This window comes from Pseudomonas sp. AL 58, assembly GCF_036348395.1.
Taxonomy (GTDB): domain Bacteria; phylum Pseudomonadota; class Gammaproteobacteria; order Pseudomonadales; family Pseudomonadaceae; genus Aquipseudomonas; species Aquipseudomonas defluvii.
The window spans coordinates 1-25340 of record NZ_JAZBQR010000004.1; the positions used below are offsets into that span (position 1 = coordinate 1).

Sequence of the window (25340 nt, forward strand, 5' to 3'; positions counted from 1 at the left end):
ACCAGGCCGGCCACGTGCGCCATGTCGACGAACAGGTAAGCGCCCACTTTGTCAGCGATCTGACGGAAGCGTGGGAAGTCGAGGGTTTTCGAGTAGGCCGAAAAACCGGCGATGATCATTTTCGGCTTGTGTTCCAACGCCAGGCGCTCGACTTCGTCGTAGTCGATCAGGCCGGTGGTGGTGTCGATGCCGTATTGCACCGCGTTGTAGAGCTTGCCGGAGAAACTGACCTTGGCGCCGTGGGTCAGGTGGCCGCCGTGGGCCAGGCTCATGCCCAACACCGTGTCACCGGCCTGCAGCAGGGCGAGGAACACCGCCGCGTTGGCCTGGCTGCCGGAGTGCGGCTGAACGTTGGCGTAGTCGGCACCGAACAGTTGCTTGGCACGGTCAATCGCCAGTTGCTCGACCTTGTCCACGTGCTCACAACCGCCGTAGTAACGCTTGCCCGGATAGCCTTCGGCGTACTTGTTGGTCAGGCCGCTGCCCTGGGCCTGCATCACGCGCTTGCTGGTGTAGTTCTCCGAGGCGATCAGTTCGATGTGATCTTCCTGACGCTGCTCTTCGGCATTCATCGCCGCCAGCAGTGCATCGTCATAACCCTGGATCTGGTCTTGCTTGCTGAACATCGCATCTCTCCCGGCAGCGGCATGGGCTTTCATTAGGTGGGCGGCATGACATGGACAGCGCCCTTTGGATTCGATGGTATGACCGACGCAGACAGCCCAGATGCCTATGGGCGCCACGCAAAGGTGCGTTTACGACATAACCTCGTGAGCGTCAGCCCGACAGGCAGGATAAAACCCGCGAAAAACCTTACAGCAGATAGCCCCATCGCTTGCAGGGCCGCTGGCCATACAGCAGCAGACACTTCACCGAATCTTGGTTTAGAGTGCTTGCCTGCGTCGTTTTCAGGACAGAACCATGACCGATCAAAGCCAACAATTCGCCAGCGACAACTATTCCGGTATCTGCCCCGAAGCCTGGGCCGCCATGGAAAAGGCCAACCACGGCCACGAACGTGCCTATGGCGACGACCAATGGACCGCACGGGCAGCCGATCACTTTCGCAAGCTGTTTGAAACCGACTGCGAAGTGTTCTTTGCCTTCAACGGCACCGCCGCCAACTCGCTGGCGCTGTCGTCGTTGTGCCAGAGCTACCACAGCGTGATCTGCTCGGAGACCGCCCACGTCGAAACCGACGAATGCGGCGCGCCGGAGTTTTTCTCCAACGGCTCCAAGCTGCTGACCGCCCGCAGCGAAGGCGGCAAGCTGACCCCGGCCTCGATCCGCGAAGTCGCGCTCAAGCGCCAGGACATCCACTACCCAAAACCCCGGGTAGTGACCATCACCCAGGCTACCGAGGTGGGCAGCGTCTACCGCCCGGATGAACTCAAGGCGATCAGCGCCACCTGCAAGGAACTGGGCCTGAACCTGCACATGGACGGTGCTCGTTTCAGCAACGCCTGCGCCTTCCTCGGCTGCACCCCGGCCGAGCTGACCTGGAAGGCCGGTATCGACGTGCTGTGCTTTGGCGGCACCAAAAACGGCATGGCGGTGGGTGAGGCGATCCTGTTCTTCAACCGCAAACTGGCCGAGGACTTCGACTACCGTTGCAAGCAGGCCGGGCAACTGGCGTCGAAAATGCGCTTCCTCTCCGCCCCCTGGGTCGGCCTGCTGGAGGACGGCGCCTGGCTGCGCCACGCCGCCCATGCCAACCACTGCGCACAATTGCTCAGCTCGCTGGTCGCGGACATCCCCGGCGTTGAACTGATGTTCCCGGTGGAGGCCAACGGTGTATTCCTGCAAATGTCGGAACCCGCCCTGGAAGCATTGCGCAACAAGGGCTGGCGTTTTTACACCTTCATCGGCAGCGGCGGCGCCCGGTTCATGTGCTCCTGGGACACCGAGGAAGCCCGGGTACGCGAACTGGCGGCAGATATCCGCGCCGTGATGAGCGCCTGACACCATCAGCGGCTACAGGCGAAACCCGCCCATCTGCCGCGCCAGGTCGTCAGCTAGCTCGCGCAGGGCCTGACACTCGTCCCGGCAACCGCGCACTTCTGCGGCGGTTTGCCGGGCCAGGTCTGAGATACCCTGCACCGTGCGGTTGATCTCCTCGGTCACTGCCGACTGCTGCTCAGTCGCCGTGGCGACCTGGTGGTTCATGTCACTGATATGCTCCACCTGATCCGTAATGGTCCCCAGCGATGCGCCGGTGCGCTGGCTCGACGCCACACCGGCACCGGTTGCCACCTGCCCAGCCTGCATTGAGGCCACGGCATTGCCCGTGCCCTGCTTGAGCCGTTGAATCATCTGCTGGATTTCACCCGTGGACACCTGGGTACGCTGGGCCAATGTGCGCACTTCATCAGCCACCACGGCGAAACCACGGCCCATTTCCCCGGCCCGCGCCGCTTCGATGGCCGCATTCAGCGCCAATAGATTAGTCTGTTCGGAAATACTGCGGATCACCGCCAATACCTCGTCGATCGAGGCGACTTCTGCAGCCAACTCGCCAACCGCACCGGCAGCCGAGCCGATGTCGTTGGACATGCCTTCAATCTGGCTAATCGAGCGCTGCACCACCTCACGGGCGTGTTCGGCTTCATTGCGGGCAGCCTGCGATGCCTGGGCCGCATTACCGGCATTTTGCGCAATGTCCTGCACGGTCAGGCCCATCTCATGTACCGCTGTGGCAACCGTTTCGGTCATTTCCTGCTGCCGCACAGAGCGATCAGCGGTGTTGTCCACGACCTGAGTCACCTGTTCCACCGCACGGTGCAAACGCTCAGTGGTGCCCAGCACTTGGCCGATCAGTTCTCGCTGGCTGTCGATAAAGCGGTTGAAGCCACGCGCCAGATCACCCAACTCATCGCTACGGCCCTCATCCAGCCGACGGCTGAGGTCGCCACCGCCACTGCCGATGGCCACCAGAGCAGCGGTTACCTGGCGGATCGGCTTGACCAGCCCACGCGCCAGCCAGACCACCAGCAGCAGTGACAACAGCGCCACGGCCAGGCCGATCAGGCTGGTCAACCAGACCGTCTCATGCACCTGGGCATAAATTTGCGACTCGGGCACTTCCGCCACCAGCGTCCAGTTCAGGTCGCGCAGCGGCAGGCTGAGCGCCAGGAAGGTTTCGCCATCACGCTGAAAACGCGTACTGACCACCCGCTCCTGCCGCACCAAGGCGGTTTTCGCCGCCGCTTCACCCAACTGCTCACTGAGTTGGCGTTTACCGCTGAACTCGGCCTGTGGATGCACCTGGATCAAGCCATCGCCACGCACCAGGAACACCCGTCCTCGCGCCCCGAAACTGAAGTTGTGGATCAACTCGGACAGCTCATGCAAACGCAGGCCCAGCCCGGCAATGCCGACCAGTTTGCCGTCCTTCTCTACCCGGTAGTCGATAAACAACGCCACTTCACCGGAGCTGCCATCGACGTCAATGTTGAGCATCCGTTCATCACCACTGTCGATGAAGCGGAAGAACCAGCTATCGGCCGGGTTGTCGCGGCGCAGGGTACGGTCCAGGCCCTTCTCGTTGTAGTAATGATTGGAGACCGTGGAGGCAAACAGTGCCGTGAACGCGTTGTTGCGCTGGCGCAGTGCATCCAGGTACTCGGTAAAGTGCGCACGTTGGCTGACGTCCTCGCCCTCGGCCAGCCAGTCACGCAGCAAGGTATTGCTGGCGATGTCCGCCGCCGCCGTCAGCGGCTGTCCGAGCATCCGCTCGATGTCGTTACGAATCGCCTCGATGCTCGCCGGCAGTGCCGTCTCGACCAGATAACGCTCCGTCAGCCGGTTAACCGCCAGCGTATAGATCGCGACCACCACCAGAATGCTCGCCAACAAGGCCGCACCCATGCTTGCAATCAACTTCCACTGAATACTGCGCCGCCAGAACTGCATGGAATTCCCCCGAGCAAATGACCCTGTACTGCAACAGGCAGGTCAACTGTATACACTTTGGTATCCAATTATTCCATTAGCGCGAGACAATACCCAACCGAGCAGGTGTCGGTTTTGCTTATGTAAAGGGCTCAGGACGGGGGCTAGAACGCGTTGCAGGTCACTACGCGCCCAGCGCCGGCAAAGCCGGCGCGCTCAGGCGCGCAGTACGTCGGAGGAATGGGCGATCAGTTGTTGCCGATAGTCCGGGCGATGACGTCGACCGTGGCGTTGACTTGCTCTTGATAACGGTCGAGGGCTTCCTGATGCTTGTGCTGCAGTTCGATCTGCTGCGAGCACAGGTTCAGCGCCGCCAGCACCAACAGCTTGTCGCCAATCAGGGCTGGGTACTTGCGTTTGGTGTCACCCAACGAAGCCTTGAGCATTTGCACCGCCTTGAGCAAGGTCTGCTCTTCGCCTTCCGGTGCCTTGATCGAATAATCGGTGCCCAGGATCGAGATAACATTGATCGACTGCGCGGTCGTTTTCATGCGTTGACTGCGCCACCACCGGCACGCTCAACCAGCGCCTGGATACGCGCGGCCGTAGCGCCCTGCTTCTCTTCCTGCTCCAGCAGGCTCAGTTGCAGGCTGTCGTTTTCATCCTTGGCATGAACCAGTTCGGCTTCCAGCTTGGCAGTGCGCTCAGCCAGTTCCTGATTCTTCTGTACCAGGTCGTTGACCAGTTGTTCCAATTGACTCAGGGAAGTTTCCAACATAATGCCTTCTCGGGGGTTTTTGCAGGGGGCGCACACGATAAAGAAAACTCACCGCACTCGCCAGGGATATTGGGCCAGAGGCCCCGCTTTGATGTTGATTGACACACATTGGACAACTCGGTTCCCTGGCAACCCCACCATTGCCCAGATGAAATTTCATTCACAAGCGTTACTTTCGGCCGAAGTGCCTCAAGTCTTGTCCGATTCGACCGATAGGCAGAGTACGTCAAAATGCGTCGCATGGATCGCGTGCCCTTTCTCCTTCGGATAACGACCATGTCCCTACGCAATATGAACATCGCGCCGCGCGCACTGCTGGGTTTTGCCTTGATCGGTGCGCTGATGCTGGCGCTCGGTATTTTCGCGCTCAACCAGATGAGTGTGATCCGCCAGGCAGGTGTGGTCATTGAGCAAAACAGCATCCCCAGCATCAAGAACCTGGGCGAGCTCAACCAACTCACCCTGCGCCTGCGCAGCCTGGCTTATCGCTTGCTGGTTAACCGCGAGCCCGCAGAGCTACGCGACACGCTGGCGCTGATGGACAAGCGCAACGCGCAGATTGATGAGGTGCGTAAAACCTACGAGCCGCTGATCGCCGATCAGAACGAACGCGCAACCTACAACCAGTACGTGCAGTTGCTAAGCCAGTACCGTCAACTGGAAGCGCGCATGAAGAACCACGCCCAGTCCGGCCAGCTGGACGAACTGCGCACCCTGCTGAACCGCGAGTTGCTGGACAACTCCGAGCAGATCAACACGCTCATGGAAAATCTGGTAAAGATCAACACAGAGCAAACCCGCAACACTAACCAGGTGGCCGCCGAACAGTACTCCACGGCATTCACCCTGGTCATCGCGCTGCTGGTGGTCGCGACCGTACTGACCTTCGTCTGCGCCTTGCTGCTGACCCGAAGCATCGTCAAGCCGATCAACGATGCCCTGCAAGCCGCCGAACAGATCGCCGAAGGCAACCTGACCCGACCGATCCAGACCCAAGGCCGGGATGAGGCCGCGCGCCTGCTGCAGGCCATGGCCAAGATGCAGAACAAACTGCGTGACACACTGCACCAGATCTCCGGCTCAGCGAACCAACTGGCGTCGGCAGCCGAAGAACTGAACAGCGTCACCGAAGAAAGCGCCCGTGGCCTGCAACAGCAGAACAACGAAATCGAGCAAGCGGCCACGGCAGTCACCGAGATGACCAGCGCGGTGGAAGAAGTGGCGCGCAACGCCGTCAGCACCTCGGAAGCATCGAAGGACGCCACCCGCTCGGCCGGCGATGGCCGTGATCTGGTGATGGAGACCGTCAGTGCCATCGAGCGCATGAGCGCTGATGTACAGGGCACTGCCGAGTTGGTCAGCAACCTGGCAGAGGAATCACGAGACATCGGCAAAGTGTTGGACGTGATTCGTGGCCTGGCCGACCAGACCAACCTGCTGGCCCTGAACGCCGCCATCGAGGCCGCGCGGGCCGGCGAGGCTGGCCGTGGCTTTGCCGTGGTTGCAGACGAAGTGCGCGCCCTGGCGCACCGCACCCAGCAGTCGACCAGCGAAATCGAACGCATGATCGGCAGCATTCAGGGCGGTACCGAGCAAGCGGTCAACTCGATGCGCAACAGCACCGAGCGCGCCGAGTCGACCCTGAACATCGCCCGTGGTGCAGGCCTGGCCCTGGACACCATCACCGGTGCCGTGGCACAGATCAACGAACGCAACCTGGTGATCGCCAGCGCCGCCGAAGAACAGGCGCAGGTGGCCCGCGAGGTCGACCGCAACCTGGTCAACATCAATGACCTGTCGGTGCAGTCGGCCACCGGAGCCCACCAGACCAGCGCAGCCAGTGCCGAACTGTCACGCCTGGCAGTCGACCTGAACAGCCTGGTCGCCCGTTTCAGCGTTTAACCTGCTCCTTCATGAGTCTGCCGCGGTTGTGAGGGGCGGACTCATGAGGCGGTGTTTTCCTGGGCTCGGCGGTAAGCTTCGGCCCGGCGGTAAGCTCAATGGGCTTGAGCGCTTCCCATTGGCTAATGGGGCCGTTGGCGCTACTCCCTCCGTACTTGGCCGCCAACTTGTCCACCGCATTCAAGGCGGTGGTCACCGCGCCCTCCGCCCAACCGCCAGTCCACGACACATCATCCCCGGCGAGGATAAAGCCATAGGGGTTGGCACCACCGACACCCTGCATGAACTGGCTGAACAACAGGCGCTGATACTCGTACTGCCCTGGCAGGTTCATCTTGAAGGCACCGAGAAAGTGCGGCTGATCTTCCCAGTTCAACTCGACGAAAGGGTCCTGCGTGGCAAACCTGGATGCCACGTTCAACCCCGGATACACCACATCCAGTAGTGTCGTGCACAGCTCGACATGCCCAGACACCGGTGCAGCGAGGTCACCCAGAAATTTCAGGCTGTCATCGTTCCAGGTGTACGAGAGGAACATCCCACTGCCCTTGTAGGTACCGGTGCTCTGGCCATAGTCCACCAGGTAGGTGCCACGGGTCAGCCGGTCGGACAAGGTAATACTCATCAACTGTTTACCGTCTTCGCCACGCGTCTTCCAGAACGCTTCCTGGGTACCCGCAAAGATCTTCGCCGACTGCATGTAGTGGGTATACATCACCGCTTCCCACTGGGCTTTGCTCAGCAACGTGTTCATATCCGCGAACAGCTGTGGGCCGCCCATGTAGCGCAATTTGTCGAGGATACGCACATGGGGTGTATAGATAACGCTGGAAAACTCCAGGGACTGTTCCTGCCCGGTAACCAGGTCATGGAAGTAAACCCGAAACTGATCATCCGCCTGGCGGACGATATGCCGTACCTCCTGTTGCAACGGGTTGGCGAACACGGCTTTAGACCGCCCCTCAACCGTAGTGCCTGCGGCCCAATGCACCATCGCATCACCAAAGGTGCTTGGCGAGGTGTTCCATAGCCGTGTCGGTAACGTCGAAGCACCGTCATACATGAGCCGATGATTGGTATCGAGCCCGGTGTACAACACCCGCAATACTTCCAGAAAACTGTTGGGGTAGTCGGTGTTCCACCCGCCCGTACCGAAACCGATCTGGCCAAACAGGTTGATCTCCTCGGGGGTCCATTTGGCTTGCTCGACCATGGCCGCGTGGAAACTGAGGTTATCCCAGCCATTTTCCAAAACAGTATTCCAGATCGACTTGATCAGGCTCTGATTGATCGTACCCGTAGACATTGCCTGTTCCATTTCGCCAAAGCGAATAGGCTCTTGCTGCAGAAAAACATCGAAAAACTTATCTTCTAAGTTCGTATACGCTGGAGGCCTCGGGAAGTTGTTTGTACCTTCTTCGTAGTAAACCTTCTCGCCCTGATAATCGACCACCGTACTGACTGCAGCCACAGTACCCGGGTTGGGAAATTCGGTACTGTTGTCGGCCATGCCCACTTTTTCGAAATAATGATAAAGCGCCTTCCCCGACAGCGGAAAACGCATGGCGCCCAACTCACAGATCACACTACTCTCGTTGTTTTCCGTGCCCACCACTTTCGAATAGAGGCGCCCACCCACGCGACCACTGGCGTCTACCACCACTGGGTGCAGGCCCATGCGCAGCGCCTCGTAGGCGGCTGTCAGCCCAGCGATGCCGGCCCCCACCACCAGTACCTGCTTGCCATAGTGGCTCGGAGCAATACTGCCCAGTGGCTGTTGGCCGGCCTGTGCCAGGTACTCACCGTAGTCGAAGGGAAAGTCCGGGATCAAGGCACGCACTTCGTTTGCCTGAAGGCGTTTTGATTGTGTTCTGCGGGTACGCGAGGGAATTGCAGACATAGCGGGCGACTCCTCAACAGTGATCATTCAACAAAAGCCTGCTGAACTAAATCACACGCCCACTACCACAATGAAATACTGATTAGACATTAATAGTGCCACTACTAGACTACCAGAAATACCAGTTGACGCCGTCATGGAAGTGTTCACTCTAGCAGCACCCGGCAGGAGATAGTCCATGACGATTAAACATTCATTTAAACAACTTGAGCCTATTACTGTTGCCTGCGCTCAGATCGCGCCCATCGTTGCCAATGTCACTCATAACCGACAGGTTTCAAACGCCGCAATCGCCAGGGCCGCTGACCTCGGCGCACAGGTGGTGGTGCTGCCGGAGTTGGCGCAAAGCGGCTATGTCTTCAATGACAAGGCCGAGGCCTTGAGCGTCGCCGAGGACCTTGATGGCCCGACGGTACAAGGCTGGCGGGCCCTGGCAGAGGCCCGTGGGATTGTGGTTGTCGCTGGGATCTGCGAGCGCTTGTCGTCAACCGAAGTGGCCAACAGCGCAGTGTTGATCGAACCCGACGGCCGTATCACGGCGTATCGCAAAGCCCATTTATGGAACAAGGAAACACTGATTTTCACACCCGGCACCGAGCAGCCACCGGTGGTCGATACCGTATTCGGACGCATTGCGGTGATGATCTGCTACGACCAGGAACTTCCCGAGTGGGTTCGGCTGACAGCCATGCAAAACACCCAGTTGCTCTGCGTACCGGTTAACTGGCCAGATTTGCCGCGCCCGGAAACCGAACGACCGGCAGAAATCGTAAGAGCACAGGCCAATGCCGCGATCAATCATCTGTTCCTTGCCGTCTGTGACCGTTGCGGCGAGGAGCGCGGGGTCGACTGGGTTGGCGGCTCAAGCATTATCGATGTCGACGGCTACCCAGTAGAGGGCGCCATCAGCAATCCGGTGGAGCACGTGCTGACAGCACGCCTGGAGCTGAGCAAGGCCGACGATAAGTGGATCAGCGATTACAACCATGTCCTTGAGGACCGACGGCCTGCGCTCTACTCCGGGCTGTGTGCTAGTACTCGATACGTACATCTCCCTTCGGCACACTGCAGCACGACAGAATGTAACCCTCGGCCACGTCATCATCGGTGATACCGCCGTTGTGCTCCATCTCCACTTCGCCGCCCAGCTTGAGCACCTTGCAGGTACCGCAGATGCCCATGCCGCAGGCCTTGGGGATCATCAGGCCGAGCTTGGCCGCCGCCGCATGAACCGTCTCGCCGGGCGCGACACGAATGCTCTTGCCCGTGGCGGTGAACTCCACCTGATGCAGGTCGGCGTTGTCCACCTCGGCCGCTTCGGCGGCCTGTTCGGCGTGTTCCACAGCATCGGCCTTGACCTCGGCCGGGGTCGCGCCAAATGACTCCTCATGGTAACGACGCATGTCGTAGCCGCTGGCTTCAAGCAAGCGCTTGACCGCGTTCATGTAAGGGGTCGGGCCGCAGCAGAAGATCTCCCGCTCCATGAAGTCCGGGGCGATCAGTTCCAGCAGTTTGTGGTTCAGGTAACCCCGGTAACCCGCCCAAGGTTCGCCCAGGCCGTGCTTCTCGCAAATGATATGCAGGCTGAAGTTGTCGATCCGCGAGGCCATCTGCTCCAGTTCGCGGTGGTAGATGATGTCTTTCGGCGAGCGGGCGCTGTGGACAAACACCATGTCGACATTGCCGTTGGTGTCGTAGAACCAGCGGGCCATCGACATTACCGGGGTGATGCCCACGCCACCGCTGAGGTAGAGCACTTTGGGGCTGGGGAAATCAATTGCATTGAACAAGCCGACCGGCCCATGCACCGCCAGCTCCTGACCTTCGTGCAGGGTGTCGTGCAGCCAGTTCGACACCTTGCCGCCCGGCACCCGCTTGATGGTCACGGAAAAGCTGTAGGGCACCGAGGGCGAGCTGGAAATGGTGTAGGAGCGCATGATCGGCTGCCCTTCGATTTCCAGCTCCAGGGTGACGAATTGCCCGGGCTTGAAGAAGAACATGATCGGCTGGTCGGCCATGAAACAAAAGGTGCGCACATCCCAGGTTTCCTGGATCACCTTGACGCAACGGACGATATGGCGGCCGTTGGCCCAGGTCTGGGTAGTCACCGGATTGAGAAAGGGATTGGACATGCTCATCTCCACGGCCGACTGTGGCCTGATGGTAGTGATTCTGCTCAAGCTGCAACCGGCGCACATTCCTATCCGCGACATTGACGTGCTTATCGCGACCAGCCCCCACCGACAAGGGCTGGCGCGTCGGAAACGGATTCGACCATGTCGTCCAGGGATATGGTTCATGTCGGCGGCGAACGCACACTCCACCTCAAAGAATGCTGCTGCTTCAGCCTTGCGTCGCCATAACAACGATTAGCCACTTCCACCGGCCACACGCTTGGCCATGAGGACCTACACGATGGACGTCACCGCAACCCTGAGCCTGGGCGATCCACTGGAACCTGCACGCAAGGCAACTGCCGACATGCTGCAGAACCGCGAGCGGACCTTCTCGCTGCCCCAACCGTTCTACAACGACGAGCGCCTGTTCCAGATCGACATGCAGGAGATCTTCCACAAGGAATGGCTGATCGCCGGCATGACGTGTGAAATCCCGGCCAAGGGCAACTTCCTCACCCTGGAGATCGGCAAGAACCCGATCATGGTGGTACGGGGTGCCGAAGGTCAGGTACATGCCTTCCATAACGTCTGCCGTCACCGTGGCTCGCGCCTGTGCACCAGCGACAAAGGCAAAGTGGCCAAACTGGTGTGCCCTTACCACCAGTGGACGTACGAACTGGACGGTCGCCTGCTGTTCGCCGGTACCGAAATGGGCGCCGACTTCGACATGAAGCAATACGGCCTGAAGCCTGTGCATGTGAAAACCGCCGGCGGCTACATCTTCGTCAGCCTGGCGGAGCACCCACCGGCCATCGACGACTTCCTCTCCACCCTGGCCCATTACATGGAGCCTTACGACATGGAGAACACCAAGGTGGCGGTGCAAACCACCTTGATGGAAAAGGCCAACTGGAAGCTGGTGCTGGAAAACAACCGCGAGTGCTACCACTGCAACGGTTCGCACCCTGAACTGCTCAAAACGCTCCTGGAATGGGACGACGTCACCGATCCACGCGCCGACCAGGCCTTCAAGGACCACGTTGCCGCCTCTGCCGCAGCCTGGGATGCCGAGCAGATTCCGTATGCCCACGCCAGCTTCGGCCTGCGTAACCGTATTGTGCGCATGCCGCTGCTCAAAGGCACCGTATCGATGACCATGGACGGCAAGCAAGGCTGCCAGAAGCTGATGGGCCGCATCAAAAACCCGGACCTGGGCTCGATGCGCATCCTGCACCTGCCGCACTCCTGGAACCACTGCATGGGCGACCACATGATCGTCTTCACGGTCTGGCCGATCAGTGCACAGGAAACCATGGTCACCACCAAGTGGCTGGTACACAAGGACGCCGTCGAAGGCGTCGACTACGACCCGCAGCGCATGCGTGAAGTGTGGGACGCCACCAACGACCAGGACCGTCGCCTGGCCGAAGAAAACCAGCGTGGCATCAACTCCACGGCCTACCAACCAGGGCCGTACTCCAAGACCTATGAGTTTGGCGTGGTCAACTTCATCGACTGGTACAGCGAGCGCATGCTGAACAACCTCGGTGCCGCACCGGCCCCCTACCTCAAGGGTGTAGCCGCACAGTAAGCGTCGCCCCCTCCCCCATCGCCGGCAAGCGCGTTTCCTACACCTCGGTAGGCGCCTTGCCGGTGATCCAGGCGCCATGCCATCCTGCCTGTACAAAATCTAACCAAACAGCGCGTTGCCCAACAAACACAGGGCCTGCGACACTTCGCGAACACTTTATCCACAAGGCAACCCACAGTTAATGTGGGCAACCCCTGTGGAAAACTGAGCCTGCGGCCAGTTCAATGACCCAACCCCCTATTGATCACTTTTTGATCAAACCTCTGAACGCCTCTAAAACCGTGGCCTGCAGAAGAAGGCGAACACCTTACCCACAGAGCAGCCAACAGACTTTGTGCGCAACTGTGCAAGGCTGAAAAAGCCATGTGGATAAACCCGCAAAGCCCCGATTTATCGGCGTTTTCCCGATCATCGCCAGTGCTTTTGGGTGCGTTTGTATGTTTTTTGATCAAAACCTTGAACGCCCTGTATTCCGTGGCCTGCAGCCATGGGCGAACAGATTATCCACAGAAGCGCCAACAAGGATTGTGGGCAATATGCGTGCGAACGGTGCTTCATTCACAGGGGGAAAGGCTGGAAAAACCCCAGGTACGACTGGTCAAAATCTGATCAAACGACTACAGGCCACGTAATACGTGGCCTGTAGTGATAGGCAAACACTTTATCCACAGAACCGCCAACAGACTTTGTGAGCAACTGTCAGCGCAGCACACCTTCTTCAATCAACAGCTTCAGAATGGCCTCGGCACCCGCTTGCGGAGTGAGGTCCTTGAGTACCTGGCCACCGCCGCCGCTGGCCTTGGCGGTAGCGGCTTTCATGCGGTCGGCACCACTCTTGGCCTTGATCACTTTCAAGCGCTTGGGGCGCGGCTTGGCGGGCTGCAGTTCTGCGCCGGTGAGTAACGTGTCTTCAACGATCGCCACATGGCGTGCCGCCAATACCCCGCGCCGCGCCGGGCCAAACGCGCTCTGGCGTGGTTTGGGCGCAGCGTTATCCACAGTGGCCAACATCGGCAGGCGCACCTTCAGCCGGCGCCGCTGGCCACGCGGCAGGGCCTGCAGCACCTGTGCAACGCCGTTGTGGATAGATTCCACCTCAGCCAGCCCCACCACCAGCGGCCAGCCCAGGCGCTCGGCCAGGAGGAACGGCAGCATGCCCGAGCCTTCGCCGGTTTCTGCCTGGCTACCGGTCAGTACCAGTTGTGCTCCGGCATCGCGCAGGTAGTCGCCCAGAACAACGAGCGCATCGCTGCCAGCCGGTTGTTCGAGTACGTCCAGTTGCGCCAGCCCCATGCCCAGGTAGCTGCGCAGTGCCGGCTCCTGCGGGTCGCCGGCATGCAGCACCTGCAAGTTATCCCCAGCCAGTTGCAAGCCCAATTCGACTGCACGGGCATCCTGTTCAGCACGCCTGGCCCGACCCGAGGTCGGGTGGGCGCCAATCGAAACCAGGCTGATGACCTTAGTGTTCATAGCTATCCCCTGCTCTACGCGGCATCGCGCTTGGCTTCGTTGCGGTAGTTATCCACAGCGGCAATCAGCGCCTTGAGGATCGCTGCGCTGTCGCCGATCACCGAGAGATCGGCCCGTTTGATCATGTCGCAACCCGGGTCGAGGTTGACCGCCACCACCTTGTCGCAGGCCCCAATGCCCTGCAGGTGCTGGATCGCCCCCGAGATACCCACAGCCAGGTAAACCCGCGCCGTGACCCAGGTACCGGTCGCACCGACCTGACGGTTACGCGGCATGAAACCATCGTCCACCGCCACCCGCGAAGCGCCTTCGGTGGCGCCCAGCGCAACAGTAGCGCGGTGGAACAGGTCCCAGTCCTTGACACCATTACCGCCAGAGACGATGAACTCGGCCTCGGCCATGGCAATCGCCGCCGGGTCGACGGCCACCGGGCCGAGGTCTTCGATGCGTGCCAGGCTACGGGCCACGGCTGTGGATAAGGTCACCGGCAGCGCTTCGTGGCGGGTTTCACTGACCGGCTCGGCGCATTCGGCCGAGGCCAGAATCAGCCGCGGCAGCTCACGAATCAGGTCTTGCTGGCCCGCCCCCGCACGGCCGCTGCACAGGCCATCCTTGACTTGCCAGACGCGGGTTGCCGGCCGCTCGCCCAATGCTGCAGCAAAGCGCCGCCCCAACTCAGCGCCACCGGTGCGACTGTCAGGCAGCAGCCAGTGGCGTGGGTTGAACTGGTTATCCACAGCGCGCAGGCCCTGGACCCGTTGCTCCGGTGCATAACCGTCAAAGGCATCACCTTCGATCACCAACAGGCGGTCAACGCCGGCCGTGTCGAATTTGCTTTCCTTGTGCTCGCCAAACAGCACCGCCAGTACCGCACCGTCACTGCCGGCCAAGCCACGGGCGAGCCCCAACAGGTCGCGGTCGTGACTGCTCAGGCGACCACCGACCATGTCCGGTACCACGGCAATGTAGAAGGCAGGCGCGGCCAGTTGATGCAGCGGCAGCTGCACCTCGACCGCTGCACTGCGCTTGTTGCTGCTGCCCTGCTGGGCGCCACTGCGGTCGATTCGCTTGATGCCGTTAGGGCCAATGAAACCGACAGCATGAGGGTTCTTGCGGATCAGGCCGTTCGGGCCCATCCACGTCGTTTGTTGTGTCTGCATGGCCGCATGCAACGGGTGCAGGCGGTTGCGGGCGATCCACTCAGCGCGAGGGTCGCGGCGAATAATGTCGCTCATCAATGCACCTCCGCAGCGCTACGTTTGGCGGCTGCCGACTTATTCACAGGCACTTCGTCTTCAAGCAAGGCATCGGCGACCAGTTCTGCCAGGTCCTTGATCAATGGGCGTGGCTCAACCACCCCTTCGAGCATGGCCGTGCATTGTGGACAACCTACCGCCACCAACTCGGCACCGGTTTCGCGGATATCTTCCATGCGCATGTCGGGAATACGCTGCTTGCCCGGGATGTCGGTGATCGGCGCACCGCCGCCACCGCCACAGCAACGGGACCGGAAGCCCGAACGCTGCATTTCCTTGACCTCGATACCCAGCGCACGCAAGACCTCACGCGGCGCCTCGTACTCGCCGTTGTAGCGGCCCAGGTAGCACGGGTCGTGATAGGTGACGCTGCTGCCCTTGTGCTGGCCGAGATTGAGCGCGCCGGCGCCAATCAGCTCGGCAATGTAGGTGCTGTGATGCTGTACCAGGTACTCGCCGCCAAAGGCCGCGTATTCGTTCTTCAGCACGTGGAAGCTGTGCGGATCGCAGGTGACGATACGCTTGAAACGGTACTTGCCCAGGGTCTGAATGTTGCGCTTGGCCAGCGCCTGGAACGTCGCCTCGTCGCCCAGGCGACGGGCCACGTCACCGCTGTCACGCTCTTCCAGGCCGAGCACGGCGAAGTCCACAGCGGCCGCCTTGAGCACTTTGACGAACGCACGCAAGGTACGCTGATTGCGCATGTCGAAGGCGCCGTCACCGACCCAGAACAGCACGTCTGCAGTTTTCTTCTCGGCCAACACCTCAAGGTTCAGGTCGGCGGCCCAGTTCATCCGCCCGCCCGGTGCAAAGCCCCCCGGGTTGTCGGTGGCGATCAGGTTTTCCAGCACTTCGGCGCCCTTGTTCGGGGTCGCGCCTTTCTCCAGTGTCAGGTGCCGGCGCATGTCGACGATGGCATCGACGTGCTCGATCATCATCGGGCACTCTTCAACGCAGGCGCGGCAGGTGGTGCACGACCAAAGAGTTTCGGCATCGACCAGACCATTGACGATCGGTTGATGCGGGTTGCCGCCGTGCTCACCAATCGGCTTGCCCGGATAGGGGCTGCCGGCGAACTTCGCATCGGTACCACCGGCCAGGCCGACGACCATGTCCTGAATCAGTTTCTTCGGGTTCAATGGCTGGCCCGCGGCAAACGCCGGGCAGGCCGCTTCACACTTGCCGCACTGCACGCAGGCGTCAAAACCCAGCAGTTGGTTCCAGGTGAAATCCTTGGGCTTTTCTACGCCCAATGGCGCGTTGCGGTCTTCCAGGTCCAGCGGTTTGAGCCCGGTGGAGCGACCGCCACCGAAACGCTCGGCACGGCGGTGCCAGGCCAGGTGCAGGGCACCGGCGAAGGCGTGTTTCATTGGCCCGCCCCAGGTCATGCCGAAAAACAGCTCGGACACACCCCAGAGCACACCGACACCGAGCAGGGCTACCAGCAACCAGCCGCCAAAGCCCTCCGGCAGAATGCCGGCCACCGGCAAGGTAGCGAGGAAGAAGCTTGCGGCGAACACCAGCAGGCTTTTCGGCAGACGCATCCATGGGCCCTTGGACAACCGCGCAGGCGGGTTCAGGCGGCGCTTGTAGACGAACAGCGCACCGCCAAACATCAGCACCGTGGCCAGCAGCAAGGCATAGCCGAGAATGCGGTTATGCAAGCCAAAACCGTGCACCAGGATCGCCAGCACCGCCGCCAGCACAAAGCCGCCCGCAGTCGCCACGTGGGTGTTGGCCATGTACTTGTCACGCGCGACCACATGGTGCAGGTCGACCATGTAGCGGCGCGGCATGGCCAGCAAACCGCCGAGCAGGTCGACCTTGGACGGGCGGCCACGCCGCCACATGCGCACCCGGCGCAAGGCGCCGAGCACCGCCAGGCCAATGGCAGCGAACAGCAGGATGGGTAGAAGGGTGTTCAACATGGGAGGCTCCCACAACAGCGGTTGCAAGGGGTTCAGGCCCTTGGAATCCTGCACCGGCCCCGTGGGAGCGGGCGTGCCCGCGAATGCGTCAGATCAGACAACGGTGTTGTTCGTGCTGGCGCTGTCGCGAGCTTGCCCGCTCCCACTGGGGCCGATGTGTGCCGACTGAGCGATCAGAAGTCCTTGCACAGGCGCAAGGCGTCATAGATTGCTGCGTGCGTGTTGCGCTGAGCGACACAGTCACCGATGCGATAGAGCAGGTAACCTTCGCCCGGCTGGCTGAGAATCGGCTGCGGCTGGATCGCGAACAGGGCTTCGATGTCGATCTGACCCTTGTTGCGCGAGCCTTCCTTCAGCGCGTAGTAGAGTGCTTCGTCCGGACGCACGCCGTTCTCGATCACCACCTGGTCGACCACCCGCTCTTCCTTGGCACCGGTGTATTCGTTCTCCAGCACCGCCACCAGCTTGTCGCCCTCGCGGTAGACCTTTTCCAGCATGAGGTCGCCGGTCATGATCACTTCTTTCGGGTACATGCTGCGGTAGTAGGTCGGGAACGACGTACCGCCAATGGCCACACCCGGCTTGATGTCGTCAGTGACGATCTCGACCTGGCTGCCCTTGTCGGCGATGAAGTCGGCCACCGACATCCCGGTGAATTCACAGATAGTGTCGTACACCAGCACGTTCTTGCCCGGCGCAACCTTGCCGTCGAGCACGTCCCAACTGCTGACCACCAGCCCTTCGGCAGCGCCCCAGTGTTCGTTCTGCTCCAGGAACGGATGCCCGCCCACGGCCAGCACGACCACATCGGGGCGCAGGTCGAGGATGCTCGCCGCGTCGGCGGCGGTGCCCAAGCGCAGGTCAACCTTCAACCGCGCCAGCTCCAGTTGGTACCAGCGGGTGATACCGGCAATCTGGTCACGTTGCGGTGCCTTGGACGCCGTCGTGATCTGCCCGCCAATGGCGTCCTTTTTCTCGAACAGGGTAACGTCATGGCCACGTTCGGCAGCCACGCGGGCAGCCTCCATCCCGGCGGGGCCTGCACCAACCACCACCACCTTGCGTTTCGGCCCGGTGGACTTCTCGATGATGTGCGGCACGCCCATGTATTCACGGGAGGTCGCGGCGTTCTGGATGCACAGCACATCCAGGCCTTGGTACTGGCGGTCGATGCAGTAGTTGGCACCGACGCATTGCTTGATCTGGTCAACCTGGCCCATCTTGATCTTGGCGATCAGGTGCGGGTCGGCGATGTGCGCACGGGTCATGCCGACCATGTCGACATAGCCACCTTCCAGAATGCGTGTGGCCTGGTTCGGGTCCTTGATGTTCTGTGCGTGCAGCACCGGAACCTTGACCACTTCCTTGATACCCGCCGCCAGGTGCAGGAACGGCTCTGGCGGATAGCTCATGTTCGGAATCACGTTGGCCAGGGTGTTGTGGGTGTCACACCCGGAGCCGATCACACCAAAGAAATCGACCATGCCGGTGGCATCGTAGTACTTGGCGATTTCCTTCATGTCTTCATGGCTGAGGCCATCGGGGTGGAACTCATCCCCGCAGATACGCATGCCGACGCAGAAGTCCGGGCCGACTTCAGCCCGCACAGCCTTGAGCACTTCCAGGCCGAAACGCATGCGCTTCTCGAATGTACCGCCCCATTCGTCGGTACGCTTGTTGACCCGTGGGCTCCAGAACTGGTCGATCATGTGCTGGTGCACTGCCGACAGCTCGACGCCGTCCAGGCCACCTTCTTTAGCCCGGCGCGCGGCCTGGGCATAGTTGCCGATCACCCGCCAGATTTCTTCCGGCTCGATGGTTTTGCAGGTAGCACGGTGTACCGGCTCACGGATACCCGACGGCGACATCAGGGTTGGCCAGTGTTCACCGTCCCAGCGCGAGCGGCGGCCCATGTGGGTAATCTGGATCATGATCTTGGCGCCATGCTTGTGCATGGCATCGGCCAGGTTCTGGAAATGCGGGATGATCCGGTCGGTGGCCAGGTTGACCGATTTCCACCAGCCCTGCGGGCTGTCGATGGCCACCACCGAGGAGCCACCACAAATGGCCAGGCCGATACCGCCCTTGGCTTTCTCTTCGTAGTACTTCACGTAGCGTTCGGTGGTCATGCCGCCGTCGGTGGCATAAACCTCGGCGTGCGCGGTGCTGAGTACGCGGTTACGGATGGTCAGTTTGCCGATCTGGATCGGCTGGAACATTGCTTCGAAAGCCATGGCGGGATCCTCGACTTACAGCGGCTTGACGATGAACAGGCCGTCGTCGTGGCCTTCTTCCGAACCACCGTAGACCTGCTCGGCCACGGTACGGATCGAACTGCCACGCGCTGCCAGGATCTGGTCCATGGCACCGGCAAACCAGCCGGTGAACATGTAGTCGACCTTGCGCCCGACCTTGCCGTACACATAAACGAAGGCAGAGTGCTCCAGCTTGACGCTGGCGGTGCCTTTTTCCAGGTCGATGTCCTGGATCTTGAACAGGCCCCAGCCACGCTGGGACAGGCGCTTCATGTAGTGCTCAAACACTGCGACACCTTCCAGGCCATGGCACTCGGCTTCCTTTTCACACCAGTGCCAGGCGGACTTGTAGCCAGCCTTGTAGAGGATCTCGGCATAGGCGTCAGCGCCGAGCACTTCCTCGATGCCCATGTGGTTGTTGACGAAGAAATGCCGCGGCACGTACAGCATCGGCAGGGCGTCGGAGGTCCAGACACCGGTCTCGCTGTCGACTTCGATAGGCAATTGCGGGGCGATCTTGGCCATGGAAACTCAACTCCAGAAAATTTGGTTGGCAGCCCCTGCTCAGTTGGCAGGGGTTAGAGAGACTTGGTTTGGAGGCTTACTCGCCCCACACGTCGCGCAGCACGTTGACCCAGTTTTCGCCCATGATCTTGCGCACCACGCGTTCGCTGTGGCCGCGCTTGAGCAGCGTCTCAGTAAGGTTGGGGAACTCGCCTACGGTACGAATGCCCAGCGGGTTGACGATCTTGCCGAAGTTGGTCAGGCGGCGAGCGTAGCCCTTGTCATGGGTCAGCCACTCGAAGAACTCCTGGCCGTGGCCCTGGGTGAAATCGGTACCGATACCGATCGCGTCTTCGCCGACGATGTTCATGGTGTACTCGATGGCCTCGGCGTAGTCGTCGATGGTCGAGTCAATGCCTTTGGCCAGGAACGGCGCGAACATGGTCACGCCGACAAAGCCGCCATGGTCGGCGATGAATTTCAGTTCTTCATCGGACTTGTTGCGCGGGTGCTGCTTCAGGCCGGACGGCAAGCAGTGGGAGTAGCACACCGGTTTTTTCGATTCGAGGATGACTTCCTCACTGGTCTTGGAGCCCACGTGAGAGAGGTCGCACATGATGCCGACGCGGTTCATCTCGGCCACCACTTCGCGACCGAAGCCCGACAGCCCGCCGTCACGCTCATAGCAGCCGGTACCGACCAGGTTCTGGGTGTTGTAGCACATCTGCACCACGCCCACGCCGAGCTGCTTGAACACCTCGACATAGCCCAGCTGGTCTTCAAAGGCATGGGCGTTCTGGAAACCGAAGATGATCCCGGTCTTGCCCTGTTCCTTGGCCCGACGAATGTCGGCGGTGGTCTTCACCGGAATCACCAGGTCGCTGTTTTCGCGGATCAGCTTCTGGCTGGCAGCAATGTTGTTGACGGTCGCCTGGAAGCCCTCCCACACCGACACGGTGCAGTTGGCGGCGGTCAGGCCACCTTTGCGCATGTCCTCGAACAGCTCGCGGTTCCATTTGGCGATGATCAGCCCGTCGATAACGATGCTGTCTGCGTGTAATTCGGCTGGGCTCATCAGGCGGTCCCCTTTTCTCGATGCCTGCGCCGAATCGTCTGCCGGCGCTTTGGGGCCAGCATATGCCTGGGGCCGGAAGGGCCTCGGTGCAAAAACGACAGGGGTATTGCCGAAAGCGTCAAAGGGCGACAAAGCACCCCTTCGCGGCCCTGCCCTGATGGCTGTAATGGGCGCCTGCGGCGCTGTTATTTGTCTCGCGGCTGAGCGAGAATCGGCACTTCTGTTCCAAACACCGGCTTGGGGGATGTCGTAGATGAAACCAATGGTATGGCTGGCCCTGGCGGCCCTGAGCTTCGGCGCCCAGGCGGCGGAAGAAGAGAGCACGCCCTGTGACAACGTCGAAACCAGCCAGCAGAGCTACGACTGCGCGGTCTATAACCGCCAGACCGCCGAGCGCGAGCTGAATGCAGCCTTTGCCGACCTGCTTGATCGCATCAAGGAGCAGTACGCCGGCCAGCCGGCGCAGATCACTGAACTGAGCGCCCGCCTGAAAAACGCCGAGCAACTCTGGAGCAAAGCCCGCGATGCCGATTGCGCCGTGGAAACCTTCGCCGAGAAGCCCGGCAGCAAGGACTTCGAAACCGCGCAGAACACCTGCCTGGCCCAACGCAGCGATGATCGCTCCGAGTACCTGCAGTCACTGGGCCTGCAATAACCCCACCCTGAGGTACGAATGAACGTTTGCGGAATCGAAATCAAGGGCAGCGAAGCCCTGCTCGCGGTGGCCACGCTTGAAGCTGGCCTACCGGTGCACCGGCCTTTGGCGACCAAGAAAATCGCCCTGGAGGATGACGACGAGGCCGCCAACGTCAAAGCCTTCGCCAACCAGGCCAGGCAGTTCGTTGCCGACCACGGCATCACCCACCTGGCAATCAAGAAACGCAGCAAGAAAGGTGAGTTCGCGGGTGGCCCGACCACCTTCAAGATCGAAGGCATCCTGCAACTGCTGGACACCTGCGAGGTGCAGTTGCTGTCACCACAGACGGTCAGCGCCCACAGCAAGAAACACGCGTTGGAATTGCCCAGCTCGCTGAACAAGTACCAGCACGAAGCCTACAAATGCGCCTGCGCGGTGCTGCTCAAGGCCGGTCGCTAACGCGGGCGATGCCTGCGCACACCGCCACAAACTTCAAGGCAAAAAAAACCCCGGCAAGCCGTGACAAGCCGGGGTCAAAAGCGAGCAATGTCGCGCTACATCTGGAAGGTGACCAAACCGTCCATACTGAAACCTGGCCCCAGTGTGCCGCCTCCCCTGCCCTTCGATTTAGCCGAAAACGACCTGTTCATAGGTATGCCGGCCATTGCGACACGCTGCCCTTGCTCCGCTGATTGGCGAACACCAGAATCGACCCACAATCCCTCCCGTCGACAAGGACAACAGCCATGATGCATGCGGATTTGATTGATCAGGACGACCTGCTGGGCCAACTGCGCGCACTGGGTTTTGAAATGCCTGCCGGGGCAACTGCCGAGCAAGCGTGCGAGTGTGCGGTGCGGGGCTTGAGTGAGCCTCGGGCCAAGGCGCTGCGCGGTATGGTCGAGCAGATGTACACCAGCAGCGCGACCATCCTGCCGGCTGTGCGCCAGGCCATCGAAAAACAGCTGTTGCCGGCGCTGGCACAGTTCAACAGCAACCGTAGCTGACACCTTTTCGCGGGCAAACCCGCTCTCGCATGGGAGCGGGCTTGCCCGCGAAAAGGCCGGAAGCGCTTTCGGCTACAGGCGTACGCTGGCGAAAGTCGATTCGTTGCGCGCCTGGCTGAGTGCCGACATCGGCCCTGCCAGTGGCGACAGCACCAGTGCCTGTGGAATCGGCATCATTGCCACCTGCTGGGCGGTGTTGGAGCCCACACGCTCATCACGCGGTGGAATACCGAAGTACTCGCGGTAGCACTTGGAGAAGTGCGGCGTGGAAACAAAGCCACACACCGACGCCACTTCGATGATCGACATCGGCGTCTGCTTGAGCAGTTGCCGGGCTCGGATCAACCGCAGCTTCAGGTAATAACGCGATGGCGAGCAGTGCAGGTACTTCTGGAACAGGCGCTCCAGCTGTCGCCGCGACACCGCGACATACACCGCCAGCTCATCAAGGTCGATCGGCTCTTCCAGGTTGGCTTCCATCAGCGCGACGATTTCCTGCAGCTTCGGCTGGTTGGTGCCAAGCATGTGCTTGAGTGGCACACGCTGATGATCCTGCTCGTTACGAATACGCTCGTAGACAAACATTTCCGAGATCGCCGCTGACAGTTCACGACCATGATCACGGCTGATCAGGTGCAGCATCATGTCCAGCGGCGCAGTGCCACCGGAACTGGTGAAGCGGTTACGGTCGAGGGTAAACAGCCGGGTGCTCATGCTGACGCGAGGGAAGGCTTCCTGCATGGCTGCCAGGCATTCCCAGTGCACGCTGCAATCAAAGCCATCAAGCAGGCCCGCACAGGCCAGTGCCCAGCTGCCGGTGCACACCGCACCCAACCGGCGCGACTGCCGCGCCTGGCTTTGCAGCCAGGTAACGTGTTCACGGGTAACGGTGCGCTGAATACCAATACCACCGCAGACAATCACGGTGTCCATTGCTGGCGCCTTGTGCATTGAGGCGTCCGGAGTGATCTGCAAGCCGTCGCTGGCCCACACTTGCCCGCCATCCACGCTCAAGGTAGTCCACCGATACAGTTCACGGCCGGACAACTGGTTGGCCATGCGCAGTGGCTCCACGGCCGAGGCCAGGGAGATCAGCGTGAAATTGTCCAACAGCAGAAAGCCGATGGATTGTGGTGTGCGGGTTTGGGGTTGGGCCCCGGAGTTGTACGACGTCATCGCGATCTCTCCTCACACAATGCAGGTTGCGCCTCAGGCACGGTTTTTTTGTCAGGGCCCCATCTCGAATGCAGGGCTTTGCACAACACAACGCAAATGCCATGCCTGAAATTGAATAGCCATTCAATAAAACCTGAAAACGACGTCGCAATGTGTCTATATGGCCTGTGTTCGGCGCCAGGTTTATAAACGCAAAGTGCCGGACTAGCGCATTTCTGTAGGAAAAGTGAGCAGTACGGTAGCACTTGTGTAGAGGATGCTTGGAAGCGACATCGGCGATGTGTCACCACAGGCGCAGTGACACTCGGAAGGGAGGACCGGGATGCAGCGGTGTCGACGCTGCGCCAAAAAGCAGCGTGCCGACACCGGCATGGGCGAAAACGGCGCAGCCGTGTTCAGCACTCGATGGCGCTGACCGCAAGGCCACCGCGTGAGGTTTCCTTGTACTTGTCGTGCATGTCGGCGCCGGTATCGCGCATGGTGCGGATCACCCGATCGAGGGAGATGAAATGCTCACCGTCGCCACGCAGGGCCATCTGCGCCGCATTGATCGCCTTGACCGCAGCAATCGCGTTGCGCTCGATGCAGGGCACCTGCACCAGGCCGCCAACCGGGTCGCAGGTCAGCCCGAGGTTATGCTCCAGACCAATCTCGGCAGCATTCTCCAACTGCGCGGGGGTCGCACCGAGTACTTCTGCCAACCCGGCAGCCGCCATGGCACAGGCTGAACCGACCTCACCCTGGCAGCCCACTTCAGCGCCCGAGATCGAGGCGTTCTTCTTGCACAGGATGCCCACCGCCGCCGCGCCCAGAAAGAAGTCGACCACGCAGGCTTCGCTGACCTCTTCACTGAAACGCATGTAGTAGTGCAGCACTGCCGGGATGATCCCCGCCGCACCGTTGGTGGGCGCGGTGACCATGCGCCCGCCGGCAGCATTCTCTTCATTCACCGCCAGCGCATAAAGGTTCACCCATTCCATGGCGCTGAGGGTCGAGCCAATCACATTGGGCTTGTTCAGCTCCTGCAGGCTACGGTGCAACTTGGCAGCACGGCGCTTCACATTCAGCCCGCCCGGCAGTATGCCTTCGTATTTCAGGCCGTTTTCCACACAGTCCTGCATGGCCCGCCAGAGCTTCATCAAGCCAGCCCGAATCTCCTCTTCACTGCGCCAGACTTTTTCGTTTTCCAGCATCAATTGCGACACGCGCAGGTCGTTTTGCTTGCACAGCTCAAGCAGCTCCACCGCGCTGTTGAAATCGTAGGGCAATACCGTGGTGTCGGCGTCTAGCACGCCGCTGGCAGCCTGGGCGGCATCGACCACAAAGCCGCCGCCCACCGAGTAGTAGGTGTCACGGTGCAACTCACCCTCCGCACCTTCTGCAATCAGGGTCATGGCGTTCGGGTGATACGGCAGGTTCTCCTCCAGCAAGCGCATGTCGCGCGCCCAGACGAACTCGATTGGCAGCCGGCCGTCCAGCAGCAAGGTGTCTGTTTCGCGCAATACCGCAATGCGCAGGCCGATTTGTGAGGGGTCTATCGCGTCTGGCCATTCGCCCATCAGGCCCATGATCACGGCGTTGTCACTGCCATGGCCGATGCCGGTGGCCGACAGCGAACCGTACAGACGCACTTCGACACGCCGGACCTGCGCCAGCTCGCCACGTTCGCGCAGCCCCTGGACGAACAATGCGGCCGCTCGCATGGGCCCTACGGTGTGGGAACTGGACGGCCCGACACCAATTTTGAACAGGTCAAACACACTGATAGCCATGGCCGCGAACCTCCTGAATGAGCACACGCCCGCCGCCACAAGCCGCGGGTGGCGGAGCTGCTACGCTGAAGCTGCAATCCG

At 60.8% G+C, this 25340-nt stretch carries 21 protein-coding genes and 2 pseudogenes; 8 read left to right on the top strand and 15 right to left on the bottom strand.

The features are described from left to right. Positions 1-626 (bottom strand): serine hydroxymethyltransferase (locus tag UIA24_RS05405; protein WP_330522372.1); only part of this gene is annotated, 626 nt, incomplete at its 3' end. Positions 627-921: 295 nt separating this feature from the next. On the opposite strand from UIA24_RS05405, the gene UIA24_RS05410 reads away from it, so the two are divergent. Beyond that, positions 922-1962: a threonine aldolase family protein gene (locus UIA24_RS05410; RefSeq protein ID WP_065760197.1), complete on the top strand. Its 1041-nt coding sequence runs from the start codon at positions 922-924 to the stop codon at positions 1960-1962. Positions 1963-1974: 12 nt separating this feature from the next. Here the strand turns inward: UIA24_RS05410 and UIA24_RS23220 are convergent, their stop codons facing one another. From UIA24_RS23220 to UIA24_RS05425, 4 genes and pseudogenes are all read right to left on the bottom strand, one after another. Continuing rightward, positions 1975-2712: a methyl-accepting chemotaxis protein gene (locus tag UIA24_RS23220; protein WP_407682251.1), complete on the bottom strand. Its 738-nt coding sequence runs from the start codon at positions 2710-2712 to the stop codon at positions 1975-1977. Positions 2713-2835: 123 nt separating this feature from the next. Next, positions 2836-3912, bottom strand: a pseudogene (locus UIA24_RS23225) (HAMP domain-containing protein); the annotation flags it as partial. Positions 3913-4139: 227 nt separating this feature from the next. Then, positions 4140-4442 (bottom strand): cell division protein ZapA, encoded by a 303-nt coding sequence (locus tag UIA24_RS05420; protein ID WP_065760199.1) that lies wholly within the window; start codon positions 4440-4442, stop codon positions 4140-4142. Beyond that, entirely contained in the window at positions 4439-4669 is a 231-nt protein-coding gene (locus tag UIA24_RS05425; protein WP_065760200.1) for a hypothetical protein, read from the bottom strand. Before UIA24_RS05425 ends, UIA24_RS05420 begins: the two co-directional genes overlap by 4 nt. 291 nt (positions 4670-4960) lie before the next feature. Between UIA24_RS05425 and UIA24_RS23230 the strand changes: the two are divergent. Beyond that, a pseudogene (locus UIA24_RS23230) lies at positions 4961-5716 on the top strand (MCP four helix bundle domain-containing protein); the annotation flags it as partial. Beyond that, complete coding sequence (locus tag UIA24_RS23235) at positions 5708-6571, top strand: methyl-accepting chemotaxis protein (protein WP_371917198.1); 864 nt, start codon at positions 5708-5710, stop codon at positions 6569-6571. The pseudogene UIA24_RS23230 and the gene UIA24_RS23235, both read left to right, overlap by 9 nt. On the opposite strand, the gene UIA24_RS05435 is transcribed toward UIA24_RS23235, so the two are convergent. Beyond that, positions 6561-8471, bottom strand: coding sequence for a flavin monoamine oxidase family protein (locus tag UIA24_RS05435; RefSeq protein ID WP_099776073.1), 1911 nt, complete (start codon positions 8469-8471; stop codon positions 6561-6563). The two genes, UIA24_RS23235 and UIA24_RS05435, sit on opposite strands and share 11 nt — an antisense overlap. A gap of 178 nt (positions 8472-8649) precedes the next feature. Between UIA24_RS05435 and UIA24_RS05440 the strand changes: the two genes are divergently transcribed. Continuing rightward, a complete protein-coding gene (locus UIA24_RS05440) occupies positions 8650-9582 on the top strand; it encodes a nitrilase-related carbon-nitrogen hydrolase (RefSeq protein ID WP_330522376.1) in 933 nt (310 codons plus the stop codon). Here UIA24_RS05440 and gbcB read toward each other — a convergent pair. Continuing rightward, entirely contained in the window at positions 9503-10603 is a 1101-nt protein-coding gene (gene gbcB, locus UIA24_RS05445) for a glycine-betaine demethylase subunit GbcB (RefSeq protein ID WP_099776075.1), read from the bottom strand. The two genes, UIA24_RS05440 and gbcB, sit on opposite strands and share 80 nt — an antisense overlap. Before the next feature lie 283 nt (positions 10604-10886). Here gbcB and gbcA point away from each other — a divergent pair, with 283 nt between their 5' ends. Next, entirely contained in the window at positions 10887-12179 is a 1293-nt protein-coding gene (gbcA, locus tag UIA24_RS05450; RefSeq protein ID WP_065760204.1) for a glycine-betaine demethylase subunit GbcA, read from the top strand. A gap of 699 nt (positions 12180-12878) precedes the next feature. On the opposite strand, the gene etfB is transcribed toward gbcA, so the two are convergent. The 6 genes from etfB to UIA24_RS05480 form a co-directional block, all read right to left on the bottom strand. Beyond that, positions 12879-13649, bottom strand: coding sequence for an electron transfer flavoprotein subunit beta (gene etfB / locus UIA24_RS05455; protein WP_065760205.1), 771 nt, complete (start codon positions 13647-13649; stop codon positions 12879-12881). 14 nt (positions 13650-13663) lie between these two features. Continuing rightward, a complete protein-coding gene (gene etfA / locus UIA24_RS05460) occupies positions 13664-14884 on the bottom strand; it encodes an electron transfer flavoprotein subunit alpha (protein WP_330522377.1) in 1221 nt (406 codons plus the stop codon). Then, a complete protein-coding gene (gene dgcB / locus UIA24_RS05465) occupies positions 14884-16833 on the bottom strand; it encodes a dimethylglycine demethylation protein DgcB (RefSeq protein ID WP_330522378.1) in 1950 nt (649 codons plus the stop codon). Before dgcB ends, etfA begins: the two co-directional genes overlap by 1 nt. A 173-nt stretch (positions 16834-17006) precedes the next feature. After that, a complete protein-coding gene (gene dgcA / locus UIA24_RS05470) occupies positions 17007-19067 on the bottom strand; it encodes a dimethylglycine demethylation protein DgcA (protein WP_099776079.1) in 2061 nt (686 codons plus the stop codon). Positions 19068-19082: 15 nt separating this feature from the next. Then, positions 19083-19613 carry a DUF5943 domain-containing protein gene (locus UIA24_RS05475; RefSeq protein WP_065760209.1) on the bottom strand — a complete coding sequence of 177 codons (531 nt, stop codon included), beginning with the start codon at positions 19611-19613 and terminating at the stop codon, positions 19083-19085. Between the two features lie 76 nt (positions 19614-19689). Further along, positions 19690-20667, bottom strand: coding sequence for a dipeptidase (locus UIA24_RS05480; protein WP_065760210.1), 978 nt, complete (start codon positions 20665-20667; stop codon positions 19690-19692). A 253-nt stretch (positions 20668-20920) separates the two neighbouring features. On the opposite strand from UIA24_RS05480, the gene UIA24_RS05485 reads away from it, so the two are divergent. The 3 genes from UIA24_RS05485 to UIA24_RS05495 all read left to right on the top strand — a co-directional run bounded on the left by UIA24_RS05485 (position 20921) and on the right by UIA24_RS05495 (position 22311). After that, positions 20921-21322 (top strand): lysozyme inhibitor LprI family protein, encoded by a 402-nt coding sequence (locus UIA24_RS05485; RefSeq protein ID WP_065760211.1) that lies wholly within the window; start codon positions 20921-20923, stop codon positions 21320-21322. Positions 21323-21340: 18 nt separating this feature from the next. Then, entirely contained in the window at positions 21341-21763 is a 423-nt protein-coding gene (locus UIA24_RS05490) for a DUF3010 family protein (protein ID WP_330522379.1), read from the top strand. A 287-nt stretch (positions 21764-22050) separates the two neighbouring features. Next, positions 22051-22311 (top strand): hypothetical protein, encoded by a 261-nt coding sequence (locus UIA24_RS05495; RefSeq protein ID WP_065760213.1) that lies wholly within the window; start codon positions 22051-22053, stop codon positions 22309-22311. 72 nt (positions 22312-22383) lie between these two features. On the opposite strand, the gene UIA24_RS05500 is transcribed toward UIA24_RS05495, so the two are convergent. Together UIA24_RS05500 and UIA24_RS05505 are read right to left on the bottom strand one after the other, a co-directional pair. Beyond that, positions 22384-23487, bottom strand: coding sequence for a GlxA family transcriptional regulator (locus UIA24_RS05500; protein WP_102052219.1), 1104 nt, complete (start codon positions 23485-23487; stop codon positions 22384-22386). Positions 23488-23882: 395 nt separating this feature from the next. Continuing rightward, the gene (locus tag UIA24_RS05505; RefSeq protein WP_099776082.1) at positions 23883-25259 is read right to left on the bottom strand and encodes an L-serine ammonia-lyase; all 1377 of its coding nucleotides are present in this window, start codon (positions 25257-25259) and stop codon (positions 23883-23885) included. Between the last annotated feature and the right edge of the window lie 81 nt (positions 25260-25340).